Raw genomic sequence first — 26,321 nt, 5'->3', positions numbered from 1 at the left:
CGCATCCAGCGGATGCCCTTCTGTGTGGACCGTTGTGACCTTCGACAAGCCACATCGTTCCTGGTCAGAGGGGCATTCGTGCGTTACAACCCGCGCCGATCAGCCATTTCGACGGTGGATCGAGGCTGAGACAGCGACCGCTCCCCGTGCGGGTCGGGCACCTGTGCCCGGCTGGCGGTGCTCGCGGACGAGGGTCGGCTGCCCGCCGGCACCGTGCTGCGGCCCGGTTCGATCGTCGGCAGCACCTCCACCGGGACGGTGCTCGAGACCGTGGACGTCGCCGGTCGCCGCGCGGTGCTCCCGCGGGTCACCGCTCGTGACCGGCGCGGTTCCCCCGCAGGCCGACCGGCCGCTGGTCTCCAACAGCGTCGGGACGTCCTGGCAGGACCTGGCCGCCGCACGAGCGGTCCTCACCCGGAGCGCCGGTGACCGCTGAGCCCGCGTGGCACGAACCGGGCGGTGCTGGGGACCTCTCTCCGCCCGAGATCACCTCGCTGCCGAACTGGGGGACCGGTGGGTACGGCGGATTCGGCTGACCGGGTCGGGCGAGTTGCCTGTCGCGTCGGACGTCGATCGCTCCGACGACGGGCCTGGGGGACGGATTGGACCTCTCGTGGAGGTGGTGGTGACGGAGTGCTCGCCGTGTCCGGGTGCTGCCGGCCCGGGTCCGCGGTCAGCACCACCAGGCTGGCGAGCAGCACCCCCGTGCCCACCCAGCCCAGGGCCGGCAGTCGTTCGTGCAGGACGAGGACGGCGATGACCGCGGCGACGGCGGGCTCGAGCAGGGAGAGCGTGGTGGCGGTGCTCGCGGGAACGGCGGCCAGGCCCCGGCCGAAGAGCACGTAGCCGAGGAACATCGGCACCGCGGCCAGATAGGCCACGGCCGCGAAGTTGGGCCAGGTCGCCACGATGGGAGCGCCGGTGAGCAGCAGGACCGGCAGCAGCAGGACGCCGCCGAGCCCGAAGATCGCACCCATGACCGGGCGGGAGGGCAGTCCGCCGCGCATCACCCGCGCGGCGCCCCAGGAGTACAGCGCGTAGGTCAGGCCGGCCAGCAGCCCCAGCGCGATGCCCAGCAGGGGCCGCGCGCCGACGGCGCCGGTCGCCGGCTCGGCTGTGCCGGTGCGCGCGATGGCCAGCGCCAGCACGCCGAGCACGCCGGCAGTGGCGCCGAGCGCCCAGCGGCGGGACAGCGGCTGGCGGTCGATGGCGCGCTCGACGAGGGCGGCCGCCATCGGCGCCGAGCCGATGGACACCACGGTGCCGACCGCGACCCCGGCCAGGCGCATCGAGGTGTAGAAGGCCAGCGGGTACACCGCCACGGCGGCGGCGGCCACCGCCAGCGTCCGCCACGGCGCGGCCAGGCCGGCGCGGTGGGCACGCATTCCGTGCAGCGCGGCCGCCGCCTGCAGCAGGCCGCCGACGCCCATCGCCGCCGCCCCGACCGCGAGCGACCCGACGCCGGGTGCCAGCGCCGCCGCGGTGCCGGTGGTGCCCCACAGCAGGGCCGCGGCCAGCACGCACACGCTGCCGTACGTCGCGCCGTGCCTCACCGGTGGTCCCCGCCGGTGGCGGCGTCCACCAGCTGTAGGGCCAACTCGCGGACGCGGTGCAACCGGCGGGAGTCGCCCTCCAGCCCGGCCCGGGCCATCGCCCCCTCGAGCAGGAACGACAGCTGCTCGGCCAGGTCGGCGACCCGGGTCGCCGGCACCCCGTCCAGCTCGGCGAGGTGGGCGGCCAGCAGCGCCTCGACCTCCTCCTTGTGCCGGCGCACCAGCTGCCGCCCGGGCGCACCGGCGGGCAGCTCGGCCGCCACGTTGAGCAACCCGCAACCGCGGAACCCGTGCCGGTAGGCCATCTCGGCGTGGTCGACGTAGGCATCGATGACGGCGGCGACCCGCTGCCGGGCGTCGGTCGCGTCGGCCAACCGGTGGCGGTAGAGGCCCAGCCACTCCTCGTGCCGCGCCTCGAGGTAGGCCAGGACCAAGTCGTCCTTGCTGGCGAAGTTGTTGTACAGGCTCATCTTCGCCACGCCCGCCGCGGCGGTGATGGTGTCGATGCCGGTGCTGTTCACCCCGGAGTCGTAGAAGCACTCCGCTGCTGCCGCCAGCAGCCGGGCCCGGGCCGAACCGCGGGCCGGCCTCGCCAGCGGGCTGTTCCCCGGACTCTCTCGGCGTCCACGTCCCGACATGGGCGACCTCTCCTCGGCGCACTAGGTAGACCAGTCTACCCAACAAGGAGTGCCCTCGTGGCCCTGTCCGATGGCCGCCCCCCCTGGATCAGCGAGATCCCTGCCCCGCAGTGGGCGCTCGAGGCCGGCGTCGCCTGTCGGAGCACCGCGGCGGGGCCTCGGGCGCCGACACCCTCGCGGTCAGCCCGGTCCACCACTCCACATGCCGTGGTCCGGACCCACGACGGGCGGATTCCGCACCAGTACGGTTCCGCCGTGGCGCAGGAGTGGCTCGACGAGCAGCAGCAACGGACGTGGCGGGCCTGGCTGACGGTCACCGAGCTGCTGCCCGGATCCTCGACGCCCAGCTGCAGCGCGACACCGGCATCCCCCACGCCGCCTACGTCGTCCTCGCCATGCTGTCGGAGGCGCCCCGGCGAAGCCGGCGGATGAGCGACCTGACCCGGCGGGCCAACCAGTCGCAGAGCCGGTTGTCGCACACCGTCGCCCGGCTGGAGGAGCGGGGCTGGGTCCGCCGCGAGCGCTCGGCCGAGGACGACCGCGGCCACGTCGCCGTCCTCACCGACGCGGGGTGGGACGTCGTCCGGGCAGTGGCCCCGGGCACGTCGCCGCCGTCCGCACGGCGCTGTTCGACCCGTTGACCGACGAGCAGGCGACGGTCCTGGGCGACGCCCTGCAGGTCGTCCTCGACCGGCTCGACCCCGACCGCAGCCTGCGGGTCGCGCACGGCGCGGACGTGGGCTGACGGACCAGGTCAGGTGGCGCAGGGAGGACGCCGGGTCGTCGAGGAACAGCCGGGTTCACGCAGGGCATCCCGGCGTAGCCCCCAGGGGCTCACCTCGGCCCCGTCCTGGCTCACCCTGACGCGTCCTGGCTCACCGTGCGGCGTCCTGGCTCACCGTGCGGCGTCCTGGCTCACCGTGACGCGTCCTGGCTCACCTCCGACGGTGAGCCAGGACGCCGCACGACCAGCTCACCTGATCATCCGGGACCCGCCTCAGCGGCCGAGGTGGCGGTAGCGGTGCATCCGGGTGCGCAGGCGCTCGCCGTCGTCGCGCCCCAGCAGGTTGGCCAGCTCCTCGCCGAGCACGCGGCCCAGCCGTCGGCAGAACTCGACCGGCTCGTCGGCGGCGTCGGGCCGCTCGGGTACCACCCGGTCGACGATCCCGGCCCGCCACAGGTCGGTCGCGCGCACGCCCTGGTCGGCGGCCAGCTCCCCGGCGCGGTCGGTCGTGCGGTGCACGATGGCCGAGGCGCCCTCCGGCGGCAGCGGGCCGAGCCAGCCGTTGGCCGCGGCCAGGATGCGGTCGGCCGGCACCAGCGCCAGCGCCCCACCGCCGGTGCCCTGGCCCAGGATCACCGCCAGCGTCGGCGCCTCGAGCACCACCAGGTCGGCCAGGCAGCGGGCGATCTCGGCGGCCAGCCCGCCCTCCTCGGCCTCCTTCGACAGCGCCGCGCCCGGGGTGTCGATGAGGGTGACCAGCGGCAGGCGCAGCTCCGCGGCCAGCCGCATCCCGCGGCGGGCCTCCCGCAGCGCGGCCGGCCCGAGCGGCGCCGAGGGCGACTGGCCACGCCGGTCCTGACCGAGCACCACGCACGGCGCGCCACCGAAGCGGGCCAGCGCCAGCAGCAGGCCGGGGTCCTTCTCGCCGGCGCCGGTGCCCGACAGCCCGACGACGTCGGTGGCCGCGGTCCGCAGCAGCCGCCGCACGCCCGGCCGGTCGGGACGGCGCGAGGCGGTGACGACCTCCCAGGCGCTGCGCCCGTCCTCCGGGTCGTCGGCGTCGGTGCCGTCCTGCGGGGTCGGCCGCTCGGCGTCGCGCACGTCGCGGTGCCAGGTCTGCTGGGCGGCGAGCACCCGCAGCGCCCGGTCGGCGACCTCGGCGATCTCCTCGGGCGCGACGACGGCGTCGATCAGCCCGTGCTCGGCCATGTGCTCGGCGGTCTGCACGCCCGGCGGGAACGGCTCGCCGTAGAGCGCCTGGTACACCCGCGGGCCGAGGAAGCCGATCGAGGCGCCGGGCTCGGCGATCGTCACGTGCCCCAGCGACCCCCAGGAGGCGAGCACGCCGCCGAAGGTGGGGTGGCGCAGGTAGACCAGGTAGGGCAGCCCGGCCTCCTTGTGCCGGGCGATCGCGGCGGTGATGCCGATCATCTGCAGGAAGGCCACCGTGCCCTCCTGCATGCGGGTGCCGCCGGAGACCGGCGCCGCCAGCAGCGGCAGCCCCTCCTCGGTGGCCCGCTCGACCGCGGCGACCAGCCGCTCGGCGGCCGCGACGCCGATGGAGCCGGCGAGGAAGCCGAACTCGCCGGCCACCACCGCCACCCGCCGGCCGCGCAGGCAGCCCTCACCGGTGACGACCGCCTCGTCCTGCCCGGACTTCTGCGCGGCCCACGCCAGCTCCTCGGCGTAGTACGGGGCGACGTCGCCGACCCGGACGGGGGAGTCCCACGACTTCCACGAGCCGGGGTCGAGGACCAGGTCGCGCAGCGCGCGGGCGTCGAGCCGGCCGCTCATGTCACCTCCTCGCTGGCGCTCGTCGGCCGCATCCGCGGAGCTGCTGTGCTCACCGGGCCAGCCAGGCGCGGATCGCCTCGTCCGAGCCGCCGAGCACCGGCGGGGCGGCGTGCTCGCGGCGGGTGGTCTCGGTCTCGCCGTCCGGACCGGGGGTGAAGAACCGCAGCGGTGGGCCGGGCAGCGACAGCCGGCCGAGGGTGGCGTGGTCGACGTCGACGAGCAGGCCCTGCGAGCGCGTCTGGTCCCAGGCGTAGACCTCGTCGAGGGTGCGCACCTGGCCGGCCGGGACGCCGGCCGCGGACAGGCGCGCCAGCAGCTCCTCCGGGCCGGTGTCGGCGAAGGTCCGCTCGAGCAGCTCGACCACCTGCTGGCGGTGTTCGACCCGCTCGCCGTTGGTCGCCATGCCCGGCGCGTCGGGGTCCAGGCCGAACTCGGCGCACAGCCGGCGCCACAGCGACTCCGACCCGCAGGAGAGCTGCACGCTGCCGCCCTTGCAGTGGAACAGGCCGTAGGGCGCGATCGAGGGGTGGTGGTTGCCCTGCGCGCGGCCGACGGAGCCGCCCACCGTCCACGCCGTCCCCTGGAAGGCGTGCACGCCCACGATCGCGGCCAGCAGCGAGGTGCGCACCACCTGCCCGCGGCCGGTGCGCTCCCGCTCGAGCAGCGCGGCCACCACCCCGTAGGCGCCGTACATCCCGGCCAGCAGGTCGCCGATCGGGACGCCGACCCGCTGCGGGTCGTCCGGGCCCGAACCGGTCAGCGACATCAGCCCGGCCTCGCCCTGGGCGATCTGGTCGTACCCGGCCCGCCCGCCCTCCGGCCCGTCGTGACCGAAGCCGCTGATCGAGAGGGTGACCAGCCGCGGGTTGAGCTGCTCGAGCACGTCGGTGCCGAAGCCGAGGCGGGCCAGCGTGCCGGGGCGGAAGTTCTCCAGCAGCACGTCGGCGCGGCGGACCAGCTCGCGCAGCAGCTCCTTGTCGGACTCGTCCTTCAGGTCCAGGGTGACCGATTCCTTGTTCCGGTTCGCCGACAGGAAGTACGTCGACTCGCGGTCTGCGGTGCCACCCGCCCCACCGCCCCCTGGCCACACGAACGGCGGCCCCCAGCCGCGGGTGTCGTCCCCGCTGACGGGGCTCTCCACCTTGACCACCCGGGCGCCGAGGTCGCCGAGCATCATCGCGGCGTGCGGCCCGGCGAGGGCGCGGGTGAGGTCGACGACGAGGATGCCGTCGAGGGGTCCGGACACGGGTCTGCCTCCGTTCGGTCTACAGCCAGCCGGGGACGACGAAGACCAGCCAGGCCAGCAGCGGCCCGACGGCCACGACGACGCCGGCGTAGGCCAGCAGCTGCTTGTAGAAGCGGTCACGGTCGACGTCCTGCGCGTTCGCCAGCACCAGCGCGCCGTTGGTCGAGAACGGGCTGACGTCGACGATGGTGGAGGCGACCGACAGGGCGACCACCACGCCCACCGCGCCGATGTCCCCGGCGAGCAGGAACGGGACGGCCAGCGAGATGGCGACCCCGATGATCGCAGTCGACGACGCGAAGGCCGACACCACCCCCCCGATGTAGGCCAGCAGCAGGGCCACCAGCAGGGGGATGCCCAGGCCGACGACCGCCTCCCCGACGTACTCGATCGTGCCCGCCTCCTGCAGCACGGCCACGAAGGTCAGCACCCCGGCGATGAGCAGCACCGTCGACCAGCTGATCTGGGTGACCGCCCCCTTGTGCCGCTGCGCGGAGAACAGCGCCAGGGCGACGGCGACGGTGATCGACACCAGCCCGATGTCCAGGTCGAACACCAGCGCCAGGACGGCGACCACCACCAGGCCGGCCAGCGTGAGCACCTGCTCGACGGTCACCCGCGGGGTGTGCGGCAGGACGTCGTCGTCCCCTTCGCCGCCGACGCCCGCGCCGGTGCTCGCCCCGTGCCCGCGCACCACCGAGCCGTGCGGGTGACCGGCGAACGCCTCCTCGCGCGCGGTCGCCTTCTGCCCGAGCAGCTGCCGGCCGCCGAAGAGGACGAACAGCACCAGGGCGATGGCCAGGTTGAAGAACAGGCTGCCCAGGAAGACCGCGAGCGGGCTGGACGGCAGCCCCTCGTCCTCGACGATGGTGTTCACCGTGACGCCGTAGACGCTGATCGGCGAGAACCCGCCGCCCTGCGCGCCGTGCACCACCATCATGCCCATGAGCAGCGGGTTGATCCGGTAGCGGGCGGCGAAGCCCAGCGCGATCGGCGCGATGATGGCGACCGCGGCGGGGGAGAGGGCGCCGATCGCGGTGAGCAGCGCGGTGACCCCGAACATGATCCACGGGATCGCGGCGACCCGGCCGCCCACCAGCCGCACGGCCCCGCGGACCATCAGGTCGACCGTGCCGTTGTTCTGCGCGATCGCGAACAGGTACGTGACGCCGATGAGGGTCACCACCAGCTCGCTGGGGAAGCCGGCGAGGATCTCGTCGGTCGACAGCCCCACCGACAGCGTGCCGACACCGAAGGCGGCGACGAAGGCCAGCGCCCCCATGTTGATCGGCAGGAACGTGGCGATCGCGAAGATCGCCACCAGCGCGAGGATGGACACGATCTGGGGTGACACGGGCGCTCCTCCGTCGTCGGGGGACGACGTGATCACTCTCCCAGTGACCGGCCGGAACCGCCCGATCAGGGTGCGGTCGGCAGCGCCTGCCAGCCGCCGGACGGCGTGACGACCGCGGTCACCCCGCGGTCGTGCGGCTCGTGCGGGAGCTGGTCGACCAGCTCGTCGTCGAAGACCACGGCCACCAGCACCGCGTCCGGCCGGGCGTGCCGCAGCGCGCGGTCGTAGTAGCCGCCGCCGCGCCCCAGCCGCACCCCGCTCCGGGCCACCGCCACCGCCGGGACGACGACCGCGTCGGCCTCCCCGACCGCGGCCGGGCCCAGCCGCGGCCCGACCGGCTCCAGCAGGCCGAAGCGCCCCGGCGCCAGCCGGCCGGTGTGCACCGCCCAGGCCAGCTCCCCCTCCCCGGCGGGGACCACCGGCAGCAGCACCCGCGCCCCGAGCCCGGTGTACGCCGCCGGCAGCCGGCCCGCGCCGGGCTCGGCCGGGTCGGGGACGAAGGCGGCGAGGGTCCGCGTGCCGGCCAGCCCGCGCAGCAGGGCGGCGGTGACCGCGGCGGCCGCGGCGGCACGCTCCTCGGCGGGGCGGGCCGCCCGGTGAGCGAGGAAGCGCGCGCGGAGTGCGGCCTTCACCCCGCCGACGTCGTCCGGCCGGGTCACCGGCGCAGGCTGGCCGGTCACTGGCTGACGAACCCGCCGTCCACGACCAGCCTGCTCGCGGTCGTACAGCGCGCGGCCAGGTCGACGCCGAGCCCCCGTCCCACCGCGTTGGCCCCGCCGGTGGCGAGCACCGACCTCCGGTCGTCTCCGGTCATCTCGTCCGCTCCTGTCGTCGCGTGCCGGTGCCGTGCGTCAGAGGGCCCGCACGGCGGGCAGCACCTCGGTGGCCACCAGGTGTCGGAGCGTCGCCGGACCGCGGGGTCGACGTCGCGGGAACCACCGACGACGGTCACGTGGGACAGACCCGAGGAGACCAGCCGGCCGAGCCGCTCGACGCACTCCTCCGGACGGCCGATGACGCAGAACCTGCGGAGGAAGTCCGCGGAGAGCGCCTCGGACTGGGCCGCGTGCTCGAGGCCGTGGTGGTACTCGTCGTAGTGGTCGGTGACCTCGGCGACGACGGCCGCGTCGGTCCGCGACAGCAGCGCCGTCGAGCCCCGCTGGAAGTGCGCCGAGATGCTCGCGTTGCCGCGCACGAGCGCGTCGAGCGCCGCCTCGTCGGTGCCCACGCCGACCACCACGAACGCGCCGACGTCCAGGTCGTCGGGGTCGAGCCCGGCCGACGCGCGCGCCCGGCGCGCCGTCTGCACCGCCCAGTCGACCCGTTCCGGTTCGGCGCCCACCGTGACGGTGAGCCGGTCGCCCCGCCGGGCTCCGACGCCGATGACGTGCGGGCCGGAGCCGAAGACGTCCACGGGGACCTTGGTCTCCCCCTCCAGCGGCAGCCAGGTGATGCGGCTGCCCAGACCGCCGACGTCGACCACGTCCCCCCGCAGGTAGGTCTGCAACCGGCCGACCTGCTGCTCGAACTCGTCGGCCGACGGCGGCCTGGTGCCGATCAGCTCGAGCGCCGTGTCCCCCCGCCCGAGGCCGATGTGGGCGCGTCCCCCGGTGACGTGGTGCAGGGTCGCGAACGTCGACGCCACGACCGCGGGGTGGCGGGTGACCAGGTTGGTGACGGCGGTCCCGAGCCGCAGCCGCGACGTGGCCGACGCCGCCAGGTGCAGCGACCCGACGACGTCCATGCTCAGGTTCTGCGTGTCGGTCAACAGCAACCCGTCCCAGCCGTCCTCCTCGGCGGCGGCGGCCTGTGCCCTGATGTCGTCCGGCTGCGGGTAGGACCGCAGGTAGAACTCGAGGTGGGACACGTCGGCTCCCTCCTGGGGACCGCGGTGGCGGACGCGACCCGGGGCGCCGCCCCCGCTCGGACCGGTTGCGGCGCTGCCGAGTGTGGCCGCCCACCCCACCGGGAGTCGATGCCCGGCGGCCTTCCCCCGGCGGGGGCGCCGAGGTCCCGGACGGCCCGGGGACGGCGGCGGCCGTCGGCGCCCTGGATACGCTCCGGGCATGCCGACGCCGAGCACCCGCCCGACACGGAAGGCCGTCATCCCCGTCGCCGGGATGGGCACCCGCTTCCTGCCGGCCACCAAGGCGGTGCCCAAGGAGCTGCTGCCGGTCGTCGACCGGCCCGCGCTGCAGTACATCGTCGAGGAGGCCGCCCGCGCCGGGCTGACCGAGGTGCTCATGGTCACCGGCCGCAACAAGGGCGCGATCGAGGACTTCTTCGACCGCGCCCCCGAACTCGAGGCGGCCCTGGAGAAGAAGGGCGACGCCGACCGGCTCGCGGCCGTGCACGCCTCCACCGAGATCGCGCAGGTGCACTTCGTCCGGCAGGGCGAGGCCCGCGGTCTCGGGCACGCGGTGCTGCAGGCCGCCGCCTTCGTCGGGGACGAGCCGTTCGCCGTCCTGCTCGGCGACGACCTCATCGACGCCCGCGACCACCTGCTCGAGCAGATGCTGCAGGTGCAGGCCGAGCACGGCGGGTCGGTGGTGGCGCTGCTCGACGTGGGTCGGGAGGACATCGACAAGTACGGGGCGGTCGCCGTCGAGCCCGGCGGGTCGGACGTCGTCACGATCACCGGCCTGGTCGAGAAGCCGCCGGTCGACGAGGCGCCGTCCACCCTGGCGGTCATCGGCCGCTACGTGCTCGCCCCCGAGGTCTTCGCCGTCCTGCGCGGCACCGCGCCCGGCCGCGGCGGGGAGATCCAGCTCACCGACGCCCTCGCCACGCTGGTGGAGCGGGGTGAGCCGGTGCACGGCGTGGTCTTCTCCGGCCGCCGCTACGACACCGGCGACCGGCTGGACTACCTCAAGGCCGTCGTCCGGTTGGCCGCCGAGCGCGACGACCTGGGGCCGCCGCTGCGGGCCTGGCTCGCCGAGTTCGTCGCCGACCTGCCGGCCGAGGGCGCGTCGGGAGCCTGATCGGCGCGTCCAGGGGGGAGCATCGAACCCCGTGGTGGGGATGACCGACGACGGCAGGAGCGGGACGCTCCCGGGACAGCGGGACACCACGGCGCTGGACCTGCGCCAGGGCACGGTCGTGCGTGAGGTCCCGGCGCCGCCGCAGGGGATGGCGCCGCTGCACGGGATGGCGCCGCTGCACGGGATGGCGCCGCCGCACGGGGCGGCGCCGCCGCACGCGACGACCGCCATCGACCGCGACCTCGTGCCGCCCCCGGCCCCGCCCGAGCCGGTGCCGCCGCGGACGGTCGAGCAGCACCTCGACGAGATCCTCTCCGCGGTGCCGCAGCCGGATCCGATCGAGCTCGCCGTCCTCGACGCGCAGGGCCTGCTCTGCGCCGAGGAAGTGGTCAGCCAGCGGGCGCTGCCCGCCTTCGACCAGGCCGCCCTCGACGGCTACGCCGTCCGCGCCCTCGACGTGGAGGGCGCCACCCCGGAGGAGCCGGCGTACCTGTCGGTGGTCGGGGAGAGCGTCGCCGGTCCGAGCGGCCCGTCGTCCATCGGGCCGGGGATGGCGCACAAGGTGGCCGCCGGGGCGATGCTGCCGGTCGGCGCCGACGTCGTCGTCCCGGCGGTGTGGACCGACGGCGGCGCGGTCACGGTGGCGGTGCACGCCGGTCCGGCGGCTGGCGACTGGGTGCGCCGCGCGGGGGAGGACGTCGCGCCCGGCACCACCGCGGTGCAGGTCGGCACCCCGATCGGGCCGGCCCAGATCAGCCTGCTGGCCGCGGTCGGCCGCGACCGCGTGCAGGTGCGCCCCCGGCCGCGGGTCGCCGTCCTCTCCGCCGGCAGCGAGCTGGTCGACATCAGCACCCCGCCCGCGCCTGGCCAGGTGGTCGACGTCAACAGCTACGCGCTGGCCGCGGCGGCGCGCGACGCCGGCGCCGAGGCCTACCGGTCGGGCATCGTCCCCGCTGACCGGCGCCGGCTCACCGAGGTGCTGGAGAGCCAGCTGCTGCGCAGCGACCTGGTGCTCATCGCCGGCACCTTCGCCTGCGAGGGCGACCTGGTGCAGGAGGTGCTCGCCGAGCTCGGCCCCCTGCGGTCCTCGCCGGTGACCATGCACCCGGGCCCGGTGCAGGCGTTCGGCCGGCTGGGCCGCGACGCCGTCCCGGTGATCTGCGTGCCCGGGGAACCGGTCGCGGCGCTGGTCGCCTTCGAGGTGTTCGTGCGCCCGGCGATCCGGGTGATGCTCGGCAAGCGCCAGCTGTTCCGCCGCACCGTGCAGGCCATCGCCGCCGAGCGGCTGGCCTCGCCGCTGGGCTACCGGCAGTACCTGCACGGGCAGGTCATGCGCCACCCGGACGGCGGCTACGTGGTCGAGCCCCTCGGGGACGGCAGCGAGGCGATGCTGGCGCGGATGGCCCGGGCCAACTGCCTGATCGTCGTCGACGAGGACGTCACCGAGGTGGCCGCCGGCGGGCTGGTCACCGTGATGCCCCTGCTGCTCGGCGGCTGAGCGGCGCCGTGGTCGACTCCGCGCAGCACCCCGGCTGGCCGGCCCAGCTGGCCTGGGGCCCGGTCGAGCTGCACCCGCCGCGCCGCCGGGACGCCGAGGAGTGGAGCCGGGTGCGGCTGGTCAACGAGGCGTGGCTGGCCCCGTGGGAACCGACCGCGTCCTCACCGTGGGCCGGCCGGCACACGCCCGCGGCCTACCGGGCGATGCGGCGGGTGGTGCTGCGCCGGGCCGCCATGGGGGTGACGCTGCCGTTCGTCGTCCGGGTCGACGGGCGGCTGGCCGGCCAGGTGACCATCGACAACGTCGTCCGCGGGGCGCTGCGCTCGGGCAACCTCGGCTACTGGATCGACCGCGCGGTGGCCGGTCGGGGGATGGCCTCGCTGGCCGTGGCGCTGGTCTGCGACCACGCGTTCGGCGCCGTGCGCCTGCACCGGTTGCAGGCCGACATCCGCCCGGAGAACGGGCCCAGCCGGCGGCTGGTGGAGCGGCTCGGCTTCCGCCACGAGGGTTTGCTGCGCCGCTATCTGGACATAGACGGGACCTGGCGCGACCACGACACCTTCGCGTTGCTGGCCGAGGACCCGCCCGACGGCGTCCTCGGCCGTTGGCGTACCCGTATACCACGCTGACCGCGCCGCGGCCGGTGACGCCGTGTCGACACGCCGCGATCAGGACACTCCAGTCACACGACACATCAGTGACACGCCCGCGCGCCTCCCTCGAACGGGGAGGTCCAGGCCGTAGCTTCGCCGAGCGGGTGACTCTTGTGACGGGTGGTGTTCTGGATGGGATCGGGCGTGCTGCTGGCCGCACTGGTCGTGCTCTGGTTCGTCGTGCTGGTGCCCATGGTGGTGACCCGGGGTGACTCCCGGTCGGCACGGGTCGGGTCGGCCGACTCCGGCCGGACGCTGCAGCGCCGCCGGGCCGTCGACCCCACGGTCCACGCCGAGACCGAGCGGGTGGCCGTCGACCGGGCGGCGCTGCGGACCTCCGGCGAGCTGCGGGTCGACGTGCACGCCGTCCGCCGGCGCACCCTGGCCGGCCTGGTCGCCCTCACGCTGCTGGCCCTGGTCGGGGCGATCATCTACAGCCCCTGGCTGTGGATCGTGCAGGGCGTGCTCGACCTCGCGGTCGTCGCCTACCTGCTGGTGCTGCGGGCTGCCGCACGCCGGGAGCGGCTGGCCGCCCGCCGGGCCGTCCGGGCCGCCGCCCGCGCCGCGCGCCAGCCGGCCGCCCGGCCCACGCCGCGCCAGCCGGTCGCCCGGCCCGCCGAGCGCCCGGCGCCCGCGCCCCGACCGGCTGGCGTGGTCGCCGAGGCTCCCGTCGTCGAGGAGGTCTCCCGGCACACCGGCGGCCTGCCGCACCCCAGCCTGCCGCTGGCCCCGGTGCACCCGCTGCGTCCCGGCCGGGTCGTGGCCGCCCGCACCGCCACCCCGGCCGGCTGGCAGGACAGCGCGGTCGTGGGCCTGGACGACGACGACATCGGCTTCGCCGACATCGACGTCTACCAGCCCCGCCGGGTCGTCAACGGCTGAAGAGGCCCCGTCCTCCTCTCCCCTCGCAGGCTCGGGGCAGGACCCGGGACGGGGCCGTGCAGGAGGGCCACCCCGTGGCGGCGCCGGGACGCGTGGACGGTAGGCTGGCCGGTGGTCAGGGGCTGTGGCGCAGACCGGTAGCGCACCTCGTTCGCATCGAGGGGGTCAGGGGTTCAAATCCCCTCAGCTCCACCAGTGTCGTGTCCCGGGACACCCCTCCACCGGTGTCCCGGGACGTCGCCACGTCCCACGGGCCTGTGGTCGGTGATCCCCATCGATGGTGCGGGGTGGCGGCTGCCGACGGCTCAGGCCAGCTCGGCGTCCCCGGGCTCGTCCAGCGCGTCCTCGACCTGCAGCTCGCGCACACGGCTGAGGAGTCGGCGCAGCAGCTGGTTGAGCCGGACCACGTCCTCCGCCGACAGGTCGGCCAGGATGATCTCCTGGCCGCGCATCGAGATCGGCAGCATCGCGTCGTGCATCTCGGCGCCGGCAGCCGTCAGGAACAGCTGCCGGGACCGGCCGGTGTCCTCCACCTGCACGATGAGCCCGCGACCGGTGAGCACACCCACGCTCTTGGACACGATCGCCTTGTTCACCGCGATGAACTCGGAGATCTCGCTCGCGGTCACGCCCGGCCGGATGGCGATGGCGGAGATGACGCGCCAGTCGTTGGTGCCCAGACCGAAGCGCTTGCGCAGAGCGCGCGACTCGCGCCACACCAGGCTGTTCGACAGCAGGGACAGCAGGCGCGGCGTGAAGTCCTCGCTGTCGATCACGGTCGGCATGGGCGTGGGGATGGCATCCGGCGGCAGCTCCATCGTCGACTCCTCCATCGGGGCGGTGTGCGGCGTGGCCCCAGTACCACTGGAATACGACTCTGGACCGTCCGCGAGCATAGCCAGACACCGGTCGGGGCCGGCGGGGGAGCGCCCCGCCGGCCCCGACGGTGGCGTCAGGCCGAGGCCCCGGCCTGCTCGGTCTCGTCCGCGGCGTGCGCGATCGACCGGGTGTCCTGGAAGGCGCGGACGCCCTCGATGCCCTGCTCGCGGCCCATGCCCGACTGCTTCATGCCGCCGAAGGGGGCGCGCAGGTCCAGCCGCGCGGCGCCGTGGTCGTTGACCCACACGTAGCCGCACTCCAGCTGGCTCCCCAGCCGGTTGGCGCTGTCGTCGTCCGCGGTCCAGACGGAGGCGCACAGCCCGCCCCAGCTGTCGTTGGCCAGCCGCACCGCCTCGGCGTCGTCGTCGAACGGGATCACCGGGACCACCGGCCCGAACTGCTCCTGGGTGACCACGCGCAGCGACGGGTCGGGGTCGACGACGATGGCCGGGCGCAGGAAGTTCCCGCCGGCGAGCTCGCCGTCCGGCAGCTCGCCGAACTCCAGCACCGTCGCCCCGGCGGCCTTCGCCTCCTCGATGATCTCCGCGACGAACGCCTTCTGCGCGGCCTGGTGGAGGGGGCCCATCGTGGTGCCCTCGGCCAGACCGTGACCGAGGACGACCTGCTCGAGTCGCCGGGCCAGCCCGTCGACGAGCTCGTCCTTGCGCGAGCGGTGGACGTAGAGCCGCTTGGCGTTCATGCAGATCTGGCCGGTGCTGTCGTAGATGGCACCGAACAGGCGGTCGAGGTGGTCGTCGTCGAGGACGGCGTCCTCGCGGATGATCGCGGGGTCGTTGCCGCCCAGCTCCAGGGTGACCCGGGTGAGGCTGCGGGCGGCCATCTCCATGATCCGCTTGCCGCCGTTCACGCTGCCGGTGAAACAGACCTTCGCCACGTCGGGGTCGTCGATCAGACCGGCCATCTCGCTGTCCCGGCCGGTCACCACGTTGAGCACGCCCGGGGGCAGCTTCTCCGCCACGCGCTGCACCAGCCGCGTCGTCGCCAGCGGCGCCGAGGGCGGCGGCTTGACGATCGCCGTGTTGCCGGCGAGCAGCGCGTGGGGGAGCGACGCGGCGAGGATGGCGATCGGCCAGTTGAACGGCACGATGACGGTCACCACGCCGAGCGGCTGGTGGGCGACGGTGGTCTGGACGGGGATCCCCGGGGCGGGCGGCAGCACCTTGGTCTGCTCCACCTCGTCCGCGAGGGACAGGGCGAGCTGCCACCGGATCTCGAAGACCAGCGCGTCGACCCACGCCTCCGTGCGGATCTTGCCGTTCTCCAGCGAGAGCACCCGCGCGTCCTCGTCGCGGTCGTCGGCGATGCCCTCGATGGCGGCGGCCATGCGGGCCGCCCGCTCCTGGGCGGACAGCGCCGACCACGCCGGGTAGGCCCCCTTGGCCGCCGCTACGGCGTCGGCGACGTCCTCCGTGGTCGCCGCGGCCGCGGAGCCGACGACGACGCCCGGCCGGGCCGGGTCGACGACCTCGAGCGTGTCCGCCGTCGACCGCACCTGCCCGCCGATGTAGAGCCCCGTCGTCACCGGAGCCGTCGTGCTCACCGTGTCCGTCATGCCGATCGCCACCTCTCGTGTCTTCGGTCTCTCGTGTCGTCCCTCGTCGTCCGGGGTGCCGGGCGGCATCCGGTCCTGCGCCGGCGGCGCCGGGGTCGCAGGTCCCGGTCCGGCCGTGGATCGCTCGCGGTCTCGGTGGCGACGAGTGCCGTCCGTCGGTCAGCCGGCCCCGGCCTCGCCGCGCCTCGGCGAGGTGCTCGGCGAGACCCCGGCAACCCCGACACGCACCGTGAGTGGTCGCCGGTGAGCCCGCGTCGACTCGGCTGACGGCGCCCCCGTGCCTCGACGCCCGCCGTGCCTCGATGTCCAGGGAGTATGAGCCGGGCCGATTTACCTGTAAAGCGTTCCGCCGAGGGTGTTTACATGTAAAGGGTCCGCTGCTACTGTGGCGCACGTCACCGGCTCCCCGAGCGGCCGCCAGGGCGGACCAACGAGTCGACGCGACACGACCGGCTGCAGCCGGATTCCACTGTCATCAACGAGGAGGCCTCTGGTGCGAGACGACGCCGCCTGGCTGACGGGTGACCGCCCCTCCGTGACGGAGCTGGAGGACAGGGCTTTCGAGCTGCGGTCCAAGCTGCTGCACCTGTGCGGCACCTACGAGGGGGCCGTGCACATCGGCGGGGACCTGTCGGCGGCGGACATCTTCACCGCGCTGTTCCACTACGGGCTGCGCGTGGATCCGCACGACATCAGCAACCCGCGCCGCGACCGGTTCCTGCTCAGCAAGGGGCATGCGGCCGTGTGCATGTACATCGCCATGTCGATGCGCGGCTTCTTCTCCTACGAGGGGATCGTCGAGACCTACGGCAAGCTCGACAGCGCGTACGGCATGCACCCGTGCAAGGTCCAGCTGCCCGGCGTGGAGGCGTCCACCGGGTCGCTGGGGCACGGCCTCCCCCTCGCCGTCGGCATGGCGCTCTCCGCCCGGGGTCGTGGCGAGAGCCACCGCGTGGTCTGCCTGCTCGGCGACGGCGAGACCGGCGAGGGCTCGGTCTGGGAGGCCGCGATGGCCGCCCGCAGCAACGAGCTCGGCAACCTGGTGGCCTTCATCGACCGCAACCGCCAGCTCATGACCAGCTTCACGGAGGAGCGGGTCGTCTTCGAGCCGTACCCGGACAAGTGGCGCGCCTTCGGCTGGAACGTCGTCGAGATCGACGGACACGACATGGCCGCTCTGGTGAAGGCCATCGACGAGCTGCCGCCGGCCGACAGCGACCGCCCGACCGTGGTCGTCTGCGAGACGGTCAAGGGCAAGGGCGTGGACTTCATGGAGCACAACCTCGCCTGGCACGCCGGCTCGCTCGGCGCGGCGGACCTGGAACGGGCGATGGCGGCCCTCGAGGCCTCCCGGGAGGAGACGGTCTGATGCCGGTCACGTTCACCTTCGGCGAGATGCTGTCGGCCCGGTCGGTGATCGGGTCGACCCTGGCCGAGCTCGGCGAGACCCACGACAACCTCTGGGTCCTCACCCCCGACATCGGCGCCACGCTCGTGGAGTTCCGGGAGAAGTACCCCGAGCGCTTCCTCGACGTCGGCCTCGCCGAGCAGGCCTGCGTCGGCATCGCCGCCGGCCTCGCCTACGACGGCAACATCCCGGTCGTGTCCGGCATGCTGCCCTTCCTCAGCATGCGGGCGCTCGAGCAGGTGCGTTCGGACGTCTGCTACCCGAACCTGCCGGTGAAGATCATCGGCACGCACGGCGGTCTGGTCGGCAACGGCGGGTCGACGCACTACGCGGTCGAGGACCTCGCGCTCATGTGCGCCCTCACCAACATGACCGTCACGTCGATCGGCGACCCGCTCATGGTCGGCGAGGTCCTGCGCCAGTCGATGACCATGCGCGGACCGATCTACATCCGGCTCGCCGTCGGCAAGCAGGACGTGGTGCTCTACGAGCCCGGCGAGCACGACGTGCGGATCGGCAAGGGCATCGTCGCCCGGGACGGCACGGACGCGACGATCTTCACGCACGGGACCGTGGTGGCCCAGGCGCTGCAGGCGGCCGAGGAGCTCGCCGCGGACGGCCGCTCGGTGCGGGTGGTGGACGTGTTCACCCTCAAGCCGATCGACGAGGACCTCATCGCCCAGTGCGCCGACGAGACCCACGGCCGGTTCGTGGTGCTCGAGGACCACCTCGCCTACGGCGGGCTGGCGACCCGGATCGCCGACGTCGTCGCCGACCGCGGCATCCACCTCACCGCCTTCGAGCGGCTCGGCATCCCGCAGGTGTACGCCGGGTTCGGCGACGACGAGGAGCTGCGCGACAAGCACGGCTACGGGCTCGGGGCGACGATCGCCGCCACCCGCCGGGTGATCGCGCAGCCGTCGTGGCCCTCCTCGCACTGACCAGCGCCCGACGGAGGTCCAGATGAGAACAGTCGCGGTCACCAAGATCGGCAGCCTGCGCGACCCGGACGACTCCGCCCGCGGCCGGATCGGCATCGTCGACCTGCCCGACCAGCCGCTCGGGCCCGAGGACGTCCGGATCCGGGTCGCCTACGCGGCGATCTGCGGGTCGGACCCGCACCTGGCGGAGGGGTTCTTCGGCACCGACGTGCCGATCGGCCTCGGCCACGAGCTCTCCGGCGTCGTGGAGGCGGTGGGCGACGGCGTCCGCACCGGGATCCGGGTGGGCGACCGCATCGCCGGCAACTTCCTGCGGTTCTGCGGCAGCTGCGGGCCGTGCCGGGACGGGCGCCAGCAGTTCTGCGAGAACATCGCGGACTACAACCGCCCCGGGATGGCCGAGACGGTGACCTGGCACGAGTCGCAGGTCTACCGGTTGCCGGACTCGGTGAGCCTGCGGCACGGGTGCCTGCTCGAGCCCACCTCGGTCGCCGTCCGCATCGCCGACAAGAGCACCCTCCGGGTCGGCGACCGGGTGGCGATCTGCGGCGGCGGTCCGATCGGGCAGCTCGCGCTGCAGGTCATGCGGCTGCACGGCGCCACCTCGCTCACCCTCATCGAGCCGATCGCCGACCGCCGCGAGATGGCGCTGGCCACCGGGGCCGAGCACGTGATCGACCCGATCGGCGAGGACCAGGCGGCGCGGGCGGCCGAGATCACCGGGGGACGCGGCTACGACGTGGTCGTCGACGCGTCGGGTTCGCCCCGGGCGGTGCGCGGGCTGCTCGACCTCGCGGCGAAGGGCGGCACCGTCGTCTACGGCGCGATGTACCCGCACGACTTCGAGATGCCGCTGAACCTCTCGGAGTACCTCTACCTGCGCGAGCTCACCCTCACCGGCGTGTTCGTGTCGCCCTACGCCTTCCCCCGCGCCGTGCAGCTCCTGCCGTCGCTGGACCTCGAGGCCCTGACCGGCACCGTCTTCCCGTTCGACCAGGCGGTCGAGGCTTTCGCCGCGCACGTCAGCGGGGCGCACCCGAAGGTGCTCATCCGGTGCAACGACGTCGATGGGGCGCAGCGGTGACCACCGCGCTCCAGCCCGGCGTCGTCGGGGCGCCCCCGGCGCTGGAGGCCGCCGGCATCGTCAAGCACTTCGACGGCGTGCTGGCCCTGGGCGGCGCCGGCCTGTCGGTGCGGCGGGGGGAGATCCACGCCCTGCTCGGGGAGAACGGTGCGGGCAAGTCGACGCTCATCAAGGTGGTCACCGGCCTCGTCGCCCCGGACTCGGGCGAGATCCGGCGCGACGGCGAGGAGGTCCGCTTCTCCACCGTCCGGGCGGCGCACGGCGCGGGTGTCGTCGCGCTCTACCAGGAGCTGTCGATCGTGCCGACGGTCAGCGTCGCCGAGAACGTCCTGCTGGGGGAGGAGACCCCGAGCCGCGGCGGTGTCGTCAGCTGGCGGGCGCTCAACCAGCGCGCGGGTGAGCAGCTCGCCCGGCTCAACCAGCGGATCCCGCTGCGCAAGCTCGCCGGAGAGCTCTCCCCGGTCCAGCAGACGATGGTCGCCGTCGCCCGGGCGCTGGCGACCGACGCCCGGGTGCTCATCCTCGACGAGCCGACCGCCTCGCTGACCGACACCGAGATCACCGACCTGTTCGCCGTGCTGCGCCGGTTGCGGGACGAGGGCGTCGCCATCGTCTACGTCTCCCACCGCCTCGAGGAGGTCTTCGAGCTCTGCGACCGGCTGACCATCATGCGCAACGGCGAGACCATCGTGACCAAGCCGATCGCGGAGACGACCATCGACGAGGTCATCTCCACGATGGTGGGCCGCCCGCACGGCCTGCTGTACCCGGCGCGGGACACCGCGACGAGCGAGGTCGTGCTCGAGGTCAGCGGGCTCACCGGCTCTCGGGTGGCCGACGTGTCCTTCCGCGCGCACGCGGGCGAGGTGCTCGGCATCGGCGGGCTCGCCGGCTCCGGCCGCAGCGAGCTGCTGCGACTGCTGGCGGGGGCGCAGAAGCGCGTGTCGGGGGCGATCACCGTCGCCGGCCACGAGCTCCCGCACTCGCTCGGGGTCGGCCGCGCCCTCGACGCGGGGATCGCGCTGGTGCCCGAGGAGCGGCGCAGCCAGGGCGTCATCCTGGGCGACTCCATCCAGGACAACATCGCGGTCGCCAACCTGCCCGCCGTCAGCAGGGCGGGGTGGGTGTCCAACCGGGCCATCGCGAAGATCGCCCGCTCGGCGCTCGCCGACCTGCAGATCAAGGCGCGGGGGCCGCGCCAGGCGGTCGGCCACCTCTCGGGCGGCAACCAGCAGAAGGTCGTCCTCGCCAAGATGCTCAGCCGCCGGCCCAGGGTCCTGCTCATGGACGAACCGACCCGCGGGATCGACGTCGGCACCAAGGCGGAGATCTACCGCCTCATCCGCCGGCTCGCCGCGAACGGGACGACGGTCATCGCCGTGAGCTCCGAGCTGCCGGAGCTCATCGGGCTGTCCGACCGCATCGTGGTCGTGCACGAGGGCCGGGTCTCCGGCGAGGTCCCGGCCGCGGACGCCGACGAAGAGACCCTCCTCTCCTACTGCTACGGAAGGACCGCCTGACATGGCGAGCACCGAAGCGCCCGCGGCGGTGGCGCCCGCGGCGGCGACCGAGCGCACTCCCTTCTCCCAGCACCTGTGGCAGGCCGGGACGGTCCTCGCCCTCATCGCGCTGATCATCCTGTTCGGCGCGCTGCGGCCCGAGGCCTTCCTGAGCTTCGGCAACGTGCGCAACATCCTGGCGCAGATCGCCATCCTCGCGATCATCGCGGCGGCGCAGACGGTGGTCATGGTCGTGGGCGACTTCGACCTGTCGGTGGGCGTGACCGCGACCCTCGCCGGCGCGACCGCCGCCGCGCTGATGGGCGACGGCACCTCGATCCCGCTGGCGATCCTGGCCGGGCTGGTCGTCGGCACGCTCGTCGGCGTCGTCAACGGGGTCCTCGTGGCCTACATGAACCTGTCCGCCTTCGTCGCCACCCTGGCGACCCTCACCTCCGTCGGCGGTCTGGCGTTCATCGTCACGGGCGGCACCACGCTCTACGGCATGCCCGAGAGCTTCTTCTCGATCGGGCAGAGCCGGCCCTTCGGCATCCCGCTGCCCATCTTCTTCGCGGTGATCGTCGCCGTGGCCGTCTGGGTCGTGCTGCGCTTCACGACGCTCGGCCGGCGGTGGTACGCCGTGGGCGGCAGCGCGGAGGTGGCGCGCCTGTCCGGCGTGAACGTGCGGCTGGCACGGTTCCTCGCGTTCACCGTCGCGGGGTTCCTCTCCGCGATCGGCGGCATCATCCTCGTCAGCCGCCTCGGCAGCGCGAGCGCGACGAGCGCCAACAACTACATGCTGCTCGCCGTCGCCGCGGTCTTCCTCGGCATGACGATCCTGCGGTCCGGCGCGGCGAACGTGGGCGGCACGCTCGTCGGCGTCGGCATCATCGGCGTGATGAGCAACGGGCTCAACATCGTGGGTGTGAGCACGTACTTCCAGCAGGTGCTCACCGGGATCATCATCATCGCCGCCGTCACGCTGTCGGCCCTCAAGTCCCGGGATCGGTAGCCCCGACCCGGTCGCAAGCGCAGAGGCGCACCCCCTCGTCAGGTCATGCCTCGTCAGGTCGTGCCTCGGTCAGGTCGTGCCCCGTCAGGTCACGGAGTGTCATCACGAACAGGAGTAGGTGCATGCGCGGACGGTTCGCGAAGGTCGTCGGTCTGGGCCTCGCCTCGGCCCTCGCCCTCGCCGGGTGCTCGGACTCGGGTGGCGGCGACGGCGGCGGCGGCGACACCTTCAAGGTGGCGGCGTTCACCGCCGGGTACGGGACCCCGGTCGGCAAGTCGACGCTCGACGCCTTCGTCGATCGGGGCGAGCAACTCGGCTGGGACGTCACGCTCTACACGAGCGACTTCGACTACGACAAGATCAACAACGACGTGCAGTCCGCGGTGACGCAGGGCGTGGACGCCATCCTGGCCGGGTTCCCCGACCCCCGCCAGATCCAGCCCATCGTCACCGCCGCGAAGGACGCCGACATCCCGATCTTCGCGATCGACGGCGGTGTCGAGCCGAACGACGACTTCGTCGTCGACATCACGACCAACCAGCAGCAGATCGCCGACCTCACCGTCGGGGCGCTCTCGGAGGCGATGGGCGGCCTGCAGGGCAAGAACGTGATGGTCATCGGCCACGACCCGCACGTGGGCATCGCCACCCGCAGCCGCATGGCGGAGAAGCTGCTGACCGACGGCGGCGCCACCATCGCCGGCGGCGAGATCAAGCAGGTCCTGAGCCCCGGCACCTCGCAGGAGGAGGCGCTGAAGTTCGTCACCGACTACCTGCAGGCCAACCCCGAGGGCCTCGACGGGGTCTGGGTCGGCTGGGACCACGCCGCCGTGGGCGCCACGCAGGCGATCAACGAGGCGGGGCGCAACGACATCTTCGTGACCGGCGTCGACGCGGTCGGCATCGCCCTCGCGGAGATCAAGAAGAACGGTCCCTTCTACGCGACGGTCGTGCAGGACTGGCCGGGCGTGCTCGACGAGACGATGCAGGACATGCAGACCTACGCCGACACCGGCGACCTGCCGGAGCAGAACTTCGTCGAGACCGACGTCACCCTCGTCACCCGCGCCAACGTCAACGAGATCAAGCCGACCGACAGCTGAGCGGGCAGCGGGGGCGGGTGCCGTCCCGCCCCCGCTGCCACCCCGGCCCCACCCCACGACAGAGCGAGGAGAGACCCATGCGCTTGGAAGGCAAGGTCGCGATCATCACCGGTGGCGCGAGCGGCATCGGCCACGCGACGGTCGGCACGTTCATCCGCGAGGGCGCCAAGGTGCTCGTGGCCGACATCGACCTCGAGCGGGCCGAGAAGGTCGTCGCCGAGATCGAGGGCGGGGGAGACGCCGGCCGCGCCGCGGCGGCCCAGGTCGACGTCTCGGTGTTCGGCCAGGTCGAGGCCGCCGTGCAGCGCGCGGTCGACGTCTTCGGCAAGCTCGACGTCATCTTCAACAACGCGGGCATCGCCGGTGGCAAGCCCCTGCTCGAGCACGACCCGGCCGTCGACTACGCGCCCATGATCCGCGTCGACCAGGACGGCGTGTACCACGGGATCCTCGCCGCCGGCCGCCAGTTCAGGAAGCAGGGCACCCCCGGGGTCATCATCAACACCTCCTCGATCTACGGGGAGCAGGCGGCCGAGCTGGCGTTCACCTACAGCGCGGCGAAGGCCGCCGTCATCTCCTTCACCCGGTCGGCGGCCTACGAGCTGGCGCAGTACGGCATCCGGGTCGTCGCGATCACACCCGGCCGGGTGGGCACCCCGATCATCAACCAGTTCAGCCCCGAGCTCCGGGCGACCTTCGCCTCCGAGCAGTTGCGCAACAAGCTCACCGAGCCGAGCGAGATCGCCGACGTCGTGGCGTTCCTGGCCTCCGACGAGGCCAACGTCATCAACGGCACCGTCGTCCACGTCGATGACGGCTACTCGGTGTTCAAGCAGCGCCTCGACCTGCCGGTCTTCTGAGGGTCGACGTGCCCGTCGACGTCGCATGCCACGTCAACGTCCTGGTCCCGGACCTCGCCGAGCCGGGACTGACCCGGGCGCTCGGCGCGCTGGCCGACCTCGGCTACTCGCACGTCGTCCTGCCCCCGATCGACCCGGAGGCCGATCCGCTCGCGCGGTGGGCCGCCCGGTTCCGCGACTCCGGCCTCTCGCCGATCACGATCGCGGGACAGGCGCCGGGCGCCGACGTCTCCTCGGCCGATCCGCACGAGCAGGAGCGGGGGGCGGCGGCGCTGCGCCGGGTGGTCGACGCCACCGTCGCCCTCGGGGGCGACCAGATGAACGGCGTCTCGTACGGGCTGTTCGGGCGGGCGGCGACGACGTCGACCCGGGAGGCCTTCGAGCGGTCGGCGGCCCATCTGGGCGCGGTCGCCGACCACGCCCACGACCGGGGCGTCACGATGACCTTCGAGGTGCTCAACCGGTACGAGACCGCGCTGGTCAACACCGCCCAGCAGGCCCTCGACTTCGTCGCCGCCAGCGGATCGGACCACCTGCGGGTGCACCTGGACACCTTCCACATGGCGGTGGAGGAGGCCGACATGCTGGGGGCGATCCGGTCCGCCGTGCCCGTCCTGGGCTATCTCGAGCTCGGCCAGTCCGGCCGCGGCCCCCTCGCCTCGGGGTCGGTCGACGCGGAGGCGGTCGTGCGGGAGGCGATCAGGGCGGGGTACCGGGGGCGGATCGGCGTGGAGGCCTTCTCCCGTTCGGTGCTGTCGGAGGTCGCGAGCGACCTGCTCGCGATCTGGCGGGAGCCCTACACGGACGGACGGGCCCTCGCCGCGGAGGCGATCGACGTCGTCCGCAGGGGTGAGGCGGCCGCGGGGGAGCCCGACGGTGGCGTCACCGGCTCGGGGGCCGGACGGTAGGCTTGCCCTCGGTCAGGGGCTGTGGCGCAGACCGGTAGCGCACCTCGTTCGCATCGAGGGGGTCAGGGGTTCAAATCCCCTCAGCTCCACCGTCGGCGGTTCCTCGCCCTCGGGCGGTGAGGATCCCGGCCCGGCGGAGGACCTCCATCCGGGGCTCAGCCCGCGGGGTCCGACCCCCGCAACCGCTCCGCGATGACGCCCACCTCGTCGATCGTGCCGTCGGCGACCGCGACCACCAGGTCGACGGCGTCGCGCTGGGTGAGCCCGGGCGGTGCCCCGTTCGCGTCGAGGAAGACGGCGGTCGCCGCCCAGGCGAGCTGCCCGTTCCCGGCGCCCAGCGGGCGGTTGCGCAGCAGCGTGTGCATCAGCGCGGCCGCCTTGTCGTGGAGAGTGGGGTAGGCGTCCCTCCCGGACTCCGATCGCTGCGGTCGGGAAGTGCTCGACACCATCAGGCCGGCATTGCGCACGGCCGGCGCGGAGCCGGTGGCCGCTTCGGCGATGCGGAACAGGTCGCCCGGGTCGAGGTAGATCACCGGTCGGCCAGTTCGCGCAGGGCCTCGGCGTACCGGTCGACCACCCGCGCGGTCGCGGCGTGGATCCGGGCGCGGTGCGCATTGCGGGCCACGTACTGGCGCACGGCGTCGGCGGCCACGTCCTCCGGCGGACGGCGTTCTGCTTCGGCTTGGGCGTCCAGGGCCGTCATCTCGTCGTCGGTGAGCTGGAGGATCATGGACATGCGGCGAGGATAGGTCATGGATCACGTTCCTGCGCTGGGCGAATGCGCTGTCGATCTTGCCCGGGGCGGCGCTGCCGTCCTCGTCGGCGCAGGTGGTCGGTGCCCGTCACGGCTCCCCCCGCCGGCCGGTGGGAGTGGGGCGACCGCCGTCAGCGGGCGCCGCGGAAGTCCGGCTGCCGCCGCTCCACGAACGCCCGGACGCCCTCGCGGCCCTCCGGGTCGGCGGCGGACTCGGCGATCAGCCGCGCCTCGTCGTCCAGCTGCTCGTCGAGGGTGCGGACGGCGGCCCGGCGGACCAACGCCCGGGTGCGCACCATCGCCCGCACCGGCCCGGCGGCCACCTCGTGCGCGAGCGCGGTCGCCGCCGCGTGCACCTCCCCGTCGTCCACCAGCCGGGCGACCAGGCCGAACAGGTGCGCCTCGGCGGCGGTGAGCGCGCCGTTGGTCAGCATGAGCTCCAGCGCCCGGGGCGCACCGAGCGCGCGGGTCAGCGCCCACGAGGTGCCGCCGTCCGGGGAGAAGCCGATGGCGCCGTACGCGGGCCGGACCTTCGTCGAGCGGGCGCAGACGACGACGTCGCAGGCGCCCATCAGCCCCACGCCGGCGCCGGCGACCGCACCGTGGACGCCGGCGACCACCGGGACGGGGCAGTGCAGCAGCGCTCGGATGACCTGGTGCCAGTCGTGCGCCAGCTGACCGACGAAGCGGCCCGGGTCGTCCACGGAGGCGAAGACCCGCACGTCGCCGCCCACGCAGAACCGCTCCCCGTTGCCCAGCAGCAGCACCACCCGCGTGTGCGGCGGGCGCGTCCGCAGCGCGGCGGCGAGCGCGGTGGCCATGGCCGGGTCGAGGGCGTTGCCGGCCTCGGGCCGGTCCAGCGTGATGCGCCAGACGTCGCCGTCGGCCCCGGTGAGCACCCGCGGTCGCTCCTGCGCGCTGGCCTCCCGTGCGCTGGTGCCCTCTGCGCGTGTCATGGCCGTCTCCTCCGTGCCGGT

25 protein-coding genes, 2 tRNA genes and 1 pseudogene are annotated in these 26,321 nt (G+C 73.9%); 16 read left to right on the top strand and 12 right to left on the bottom strand.

Features of this window, described 5'->3' with window-relative positions:
* Positions 1-144 precede the first annotated feature (144 nt).
* A pseudogene (locus tag DQ238_RS18660) lies at positions 145-429 on the top strand (proline racemase family protein); the annotation flags it as partial.
* On the opposite strand, the gene DQ238_RS18655 reads toward DQ238_RS18660, so the two are convergent.
* Both DQ238_RS18655 and DQ238_RS18650 read right to left on the bottom strand, forming a co-directional pair.
* Positions 411-1,553: a DMT family transporter gene (locus DQ238_RS18655; RefSeq protein ID WP_199506444.1), complete on the bottom strand. Its 1,143-nt coding sequence runs from the start codon at positions 1,551-1,553 to the stop codon at positions 411-413. The pseudogene DQ238_RS18660 and the gene DQ238_RS18655 sit on opposite strands and share 19 nt — an antisense overlap.
* The gene (locus DQ238_RS18650; RefSeq protein WP_113782744.1) at positions 1,550-2,191 is read right to left on the bottom strand and encodes a TetR/AcrR family transcriptional regulator; all 642 of its coding nucleotides are present in this window, start codon (positions 2,189-2,191) and stop codon (positions 1,550-1,552) included. Before DQ238_RS18650 ends, DQ238_RS18655 begins: the two co-directional genes overlap by 4 nt.
* 293 nt (positions 2,192-2,484) lie before the next feature.
* Between DQ238_RS18650 and DQ238_RS18645 the strand changes: the two genes are divergently transcribed.
* Positions 2,485-2,832 (top strand): MarR family winged helix-turn-helix transcriptional regulator, encoded by a 348-nt coding sequence (locus tag DQ238_RS18645; RefSeq protein ID WP_233496096.1) that lies wholly within the window; start codon positions 2,485-2,487, stop codon positions 2,830-2,832.
* A 356-nt stretch (positions 2,833-3,188) separates the two neighbouring features.
* On the opposite strand, the gene DQ238_RS18640 is transcribed toward DQ238_RS18645, so the two are convergent.
* The 5 genes from DQ238_RS18640 to DQ238_RS18620 form a co-directional block, all read right to left on the bottom strand.
* Complete coding sequence (locus DQ238_RS18640; protein ID WP_113782743.1) at positions 3,189-4,709, bottom strand: carboxyl transferase domain-containing protein; 1,521 nt, start codon at positions 4,707-4,709, stop codon at positions 3,189-3,191.
* A gap of 49 nt (positions 4,710-4,758) precedes the next feature.
* Positions 4,759-5,955: a CaiB/BaiF CoA-transferase family protein gene (locus DQ238_RS18635; RefSeq protein ID WP_113782742.1), complete on the bottom strand. Its 1,197-nt coding sequence runs from the start codon at positions 5,953-5,955 to the stop codon at positions 4,759-4,761.
* Between the two features lie 19 nt (positions 5,956-5,974).
* Positions 5,975-7,309, bottom strand: a complete 1,335-nt coding sequence (locus tag DQ238_RS18630; protein ID WP_113782741.1) for an SLC13 family permease — start codon at positions 7,307-7,309, stop codon at positions 5,975-5,977.
* Positions 7,310-7,374: 65 nt separating this feature from the next.
* Positions 7,375-7,968 (bottom strand): 5-formyltetrahydrofolate cyclo-ligase, encoded by a 594-nt coding sequence (locus tag DQ238_RS18625; RefSeq protein WP_113782752.1) that lies wholly within the window; start codon positions 7,966-7,968, stop codon positions 7,375-7,377.
* Between the two features lie 17 nt (positions 7,969-7,985).
* The gene (locus DQ238_RS18620) at positions 7,986-9,176 is read right to left on the bottom strand and encodes an LLM class flavin-dependent oxidoreductase (RefSeq protein ID WP_158550839.1); all 1,191 of its coding nucleotides are present in this window, start codon (positions 9,174-9,176) and stop codon (positions 7,986-7,988) included.
* 199 nt (positions 9,177-9,375) lie between these two features.
* Here DQ238_RS18620 and galU point away from each other — a divergent pair, with 199 nt between their 5' ends.
* The 5 genes from galU (at position 9,376) to DQ238_RS18595 (ending at position 13,518) form a co-directional block, all read left to right on the top strand.
* Positions 9,376-10,290: a UTP--glucose-1-phosphate uridylyltransferase GalU gene (galU, locus tag DQ238_RS18615; protein ID WP_113782739.1), complete on the top strand. Its 915-nt coding sequence runs from the start codon at positions 9,376-9,378 to the stop codon at positions 10,288-10,290.
* A 40-nt stretch (positions 10,291-10,330) separates the two neighbouring features.
* Entirely contained in the window at positions 10,331-11,788 is a 1,458-nt protein-coding gene (gene glp / locus DQ238_RS18610; RefSeq protein ID WP_233496095.1) for a gephyrin-like molybdotransferase Glp, read from the top strand.
* An 8-nt stretch (positions 11,789-11,796) separates the two neighbouring features.
* Positions 11,797-12,417 (top strand): GNAT family N-acetyltransferase, encoded by a 621-nt coding sequence (locus DQ238_RS18605; protein WP_113782738.1) that lies wholly within the window; start codon positions 11,797-11,799, stop codon positions 12,415-12,417.
* Between the two features lie 144 nt (positions 12,418-12,561).
* On the top strand, positions 12,562-13,323 hold the full coding sequence (locus tag DQ238_RS18600; RefSeq protein ID WP_233496094.1) for a hypothetical protein: 762 nt from the start codon (positions 12,562-12,564) through the stop codon (positions 13,321-13,323).
* A 118-nt stretch (positions 13,324-13,441) separates the two neighbouring features.
* Positions 13,442-13,518: transfer RNA gene (locus DQ238_RS18595), tRNA-Ala, on the top strand.
* A 110-nt stretch (positions 13,519-13,628) separates the two neighbouring features.
* On the opposite strand, the gene DQ238_RS18590 is transcribed toward DQ238_RS18595, so the two are convergent.
* Both DQ238_RS18590 and DQ238_RS18585 read right to left on the bottom strand, forming a co-directional pair.
* Positions 13,629-14,141 (bottom strand): MarR family winged helix-turn-helix transcriptional regulator, encoded by a 513-nt coding sequence (locus DQ238_RS18590; protein WP_113782737.1) that lies wholly within the window; start codon positions 14,139-14,141, stop codon positions 13,629-13,631.
* A gap of 134 nt (positions 14,142-14,275) precedes the next feature.
* Positions 14,276-15,775 (bottom strand): aldehyde dehydrogenase family protein, encoded by a 1,500-nt coding sequence (locus DQ238_RS18585; protein WP_113782749.1) that lies wholly within the window; start codon positions 15,773-15,775, stop codon positions 14,276-14,278.
* A gap of 493 nt (positions 15,776-16,268) precedes the next feature.
* Here DQ238_RS18585 and DQ238_RS18580 point away from each other — a divergent pair, with 493 nt between their 5' ends.
* The 9 genes from DQ238_RS18580 to DQ238_RS18540 all read left to right on the top strand — a co-directional run bounded on the left by DQ238_RS18580 (position 16,269) and on the right by DQ238_RS18540 (position 24,679).
* Positions 16,269-17,144, top strand: a complete 876-nt coding sequence (locus DQ238_RS18580) for a transketolase (RefSeq protein ID WP_199506442.1) — start codon at positions 16,269-16,271, stop codon at positions 17,142-17,144.
* On the top strand, positions 17,144-18,124 hold the full coding sequence (locus tag DQ238_RS18575; protein ID WP_113782736.1) for a transketolase family protein: 981 nt from the start codon (positions 17,144-17,146) through the stop codon (positions 18,122-18,124). Before DQ238_RS18580 ends, DQ238_RS18575 begins: the two co-directional genes overlap by 1 nt.
* Positions 18,125-18,146: 22 nt before the next feature.
* A complete protein-coding gene (locus DQ238_RS18570; RefSeq protein ID WP_113782735.1) occupies positions 18,147-19,208 on the top strand; it encodes a zinc-binding dehydrogenase in 1,062 nt (353 codons plus the stop codon).
* Entirely contained in the window at positions 19,205-20,728 is a 1,524-nt protein-coding gene (locus tag DQ238_RS18565) for a sugar ABC transporter ATP-binding protein (protein ID WP_113782734.1), read from the top strand. Before DQ238_RS18570 ends, DQ238_RS18565 begins: the two co-directional genes overlap by 4 nt.
* A gap of 1 nt (position 20,729) precedes the next feature.
* Positions 20,730-21,719, top strand: a complete 990-nt coding sequence (locus DQ238_RS18560; RefSeq protein ID WP_113782733.1) for an ABC transporter permease — start codon at positions 20,730-20,732, stop codon at positions 21,717-21,719.
* 122 nt (positions 21,720-21,841) lie between these two features.
* The gene (locus tag DQ238_RS18555) at positions 21,842-22,822 is read left to right on the top strand and encodes a sugar ABC transporter substrate-binding protein (RefSeq protein ID WP_113782732.1); all 981 of its coding nucleotides are present in this window, start codon (positions 21,842-21,844) and stop codon (positions 22,820-22,822) included.
* Between the two features lie 77 nt (positions 22,823-22,899).
* Positions 22,900-23,682: an SDR family NAD(P)-dependent oxidoreductase gene (locus DQ238_RS18550; protein ID WP_113782731.1), complete on the top strand. Its 783-nt coding sequence runs from the start codon at positions 22,900-22,902 to the stop codon at positions 23,680-23,682.
* An 8-nt stretch (positions 23,683-23,690) separates the two neighbouring features.
* Positions 23,691-24,590, top strand: a complete 900-nt coding sequence (locus tag DQ238_RS18545; RefSeq protein ID WP_158550837.1) for a sugar phosphate isomerase/epimerase — start codon at positions 23,691-23,693, stop codon at positions 24,588-24,590.
* Between the two features lie 15 nt (positions 24,591-24,605).
* Positions 24,606-24,679, top strand: a tRNA-Ala gene (locus DQ238_RS18540).
* A 66-nt stretch (positions 24,680-24,745) separates the two neighbouring features.
* Here the strand turns inward: DQ238_RS18540 and DQ238_RS18535 are convergent.
* The 3 genes from DQ238_RS18535 to DQ238_RS18525 all read right to left on the bottom strand — a co-directional run bounded on the left by DQ238_RS18535 (position 24,746) and on the right by DQ238_RS18525 (position 26,300).
* Positions 24,746-25,123 (bottom strand): type II toxin-antitoxin system death-on-curing family toxin, encoded by a 378-nt coding sequence (locus tag DQ238_RS18535; RefSeq protein ID WP_113782729.1) that lies wholly within the window; start codon positions 25,121-25,123, stop codon positions 24,746-24,748.
* Positions 25,120-25,326: a hypothetical protein gene (locus DQ238_RS18530; RefSeq protein WP_113782728.1), complete on the bottom strand. Its 207-nt coding sequence runs from the start codon at positions 25,324-25,326 to the stop codon at positions 25,120-25,122. The genes DQ238_RS18535 and DQ238_RS18530 overlap by 4 nt, the downstream gene beginning before the upstream one ends.
* Before the next feature lie 149 nt (positions 25,327-25,475).
* Positions 25,476-26,300 carry an enoyl-CoA hydratase/isomerase family protein gene (locus tag DQ238_RS18525; protein WP_113782727.1) on the bottom strand — a complete coding sequence of 275 codons (825 nt, stop codon included), beginning with the start codon at positions 26,298-26,300 and terminating at the stop codon, positions 25,476-25,478.
* Positions 26,301-26,321 lie beyond the last annotated feature (21 nt).

Origin of the sequence: Geodermatophilus sp. TF02-6 (assembly GCF_003319115.1) — a bacterium.
GTDB lineage: Bacteria > Actinomycetota > Actinomycetes > Mycobacteriales > Geodermatophilaceae > Geodermatophilus.
This window is presented reverse-complemented; position numbering and strand designations above follow the sequence as displayed.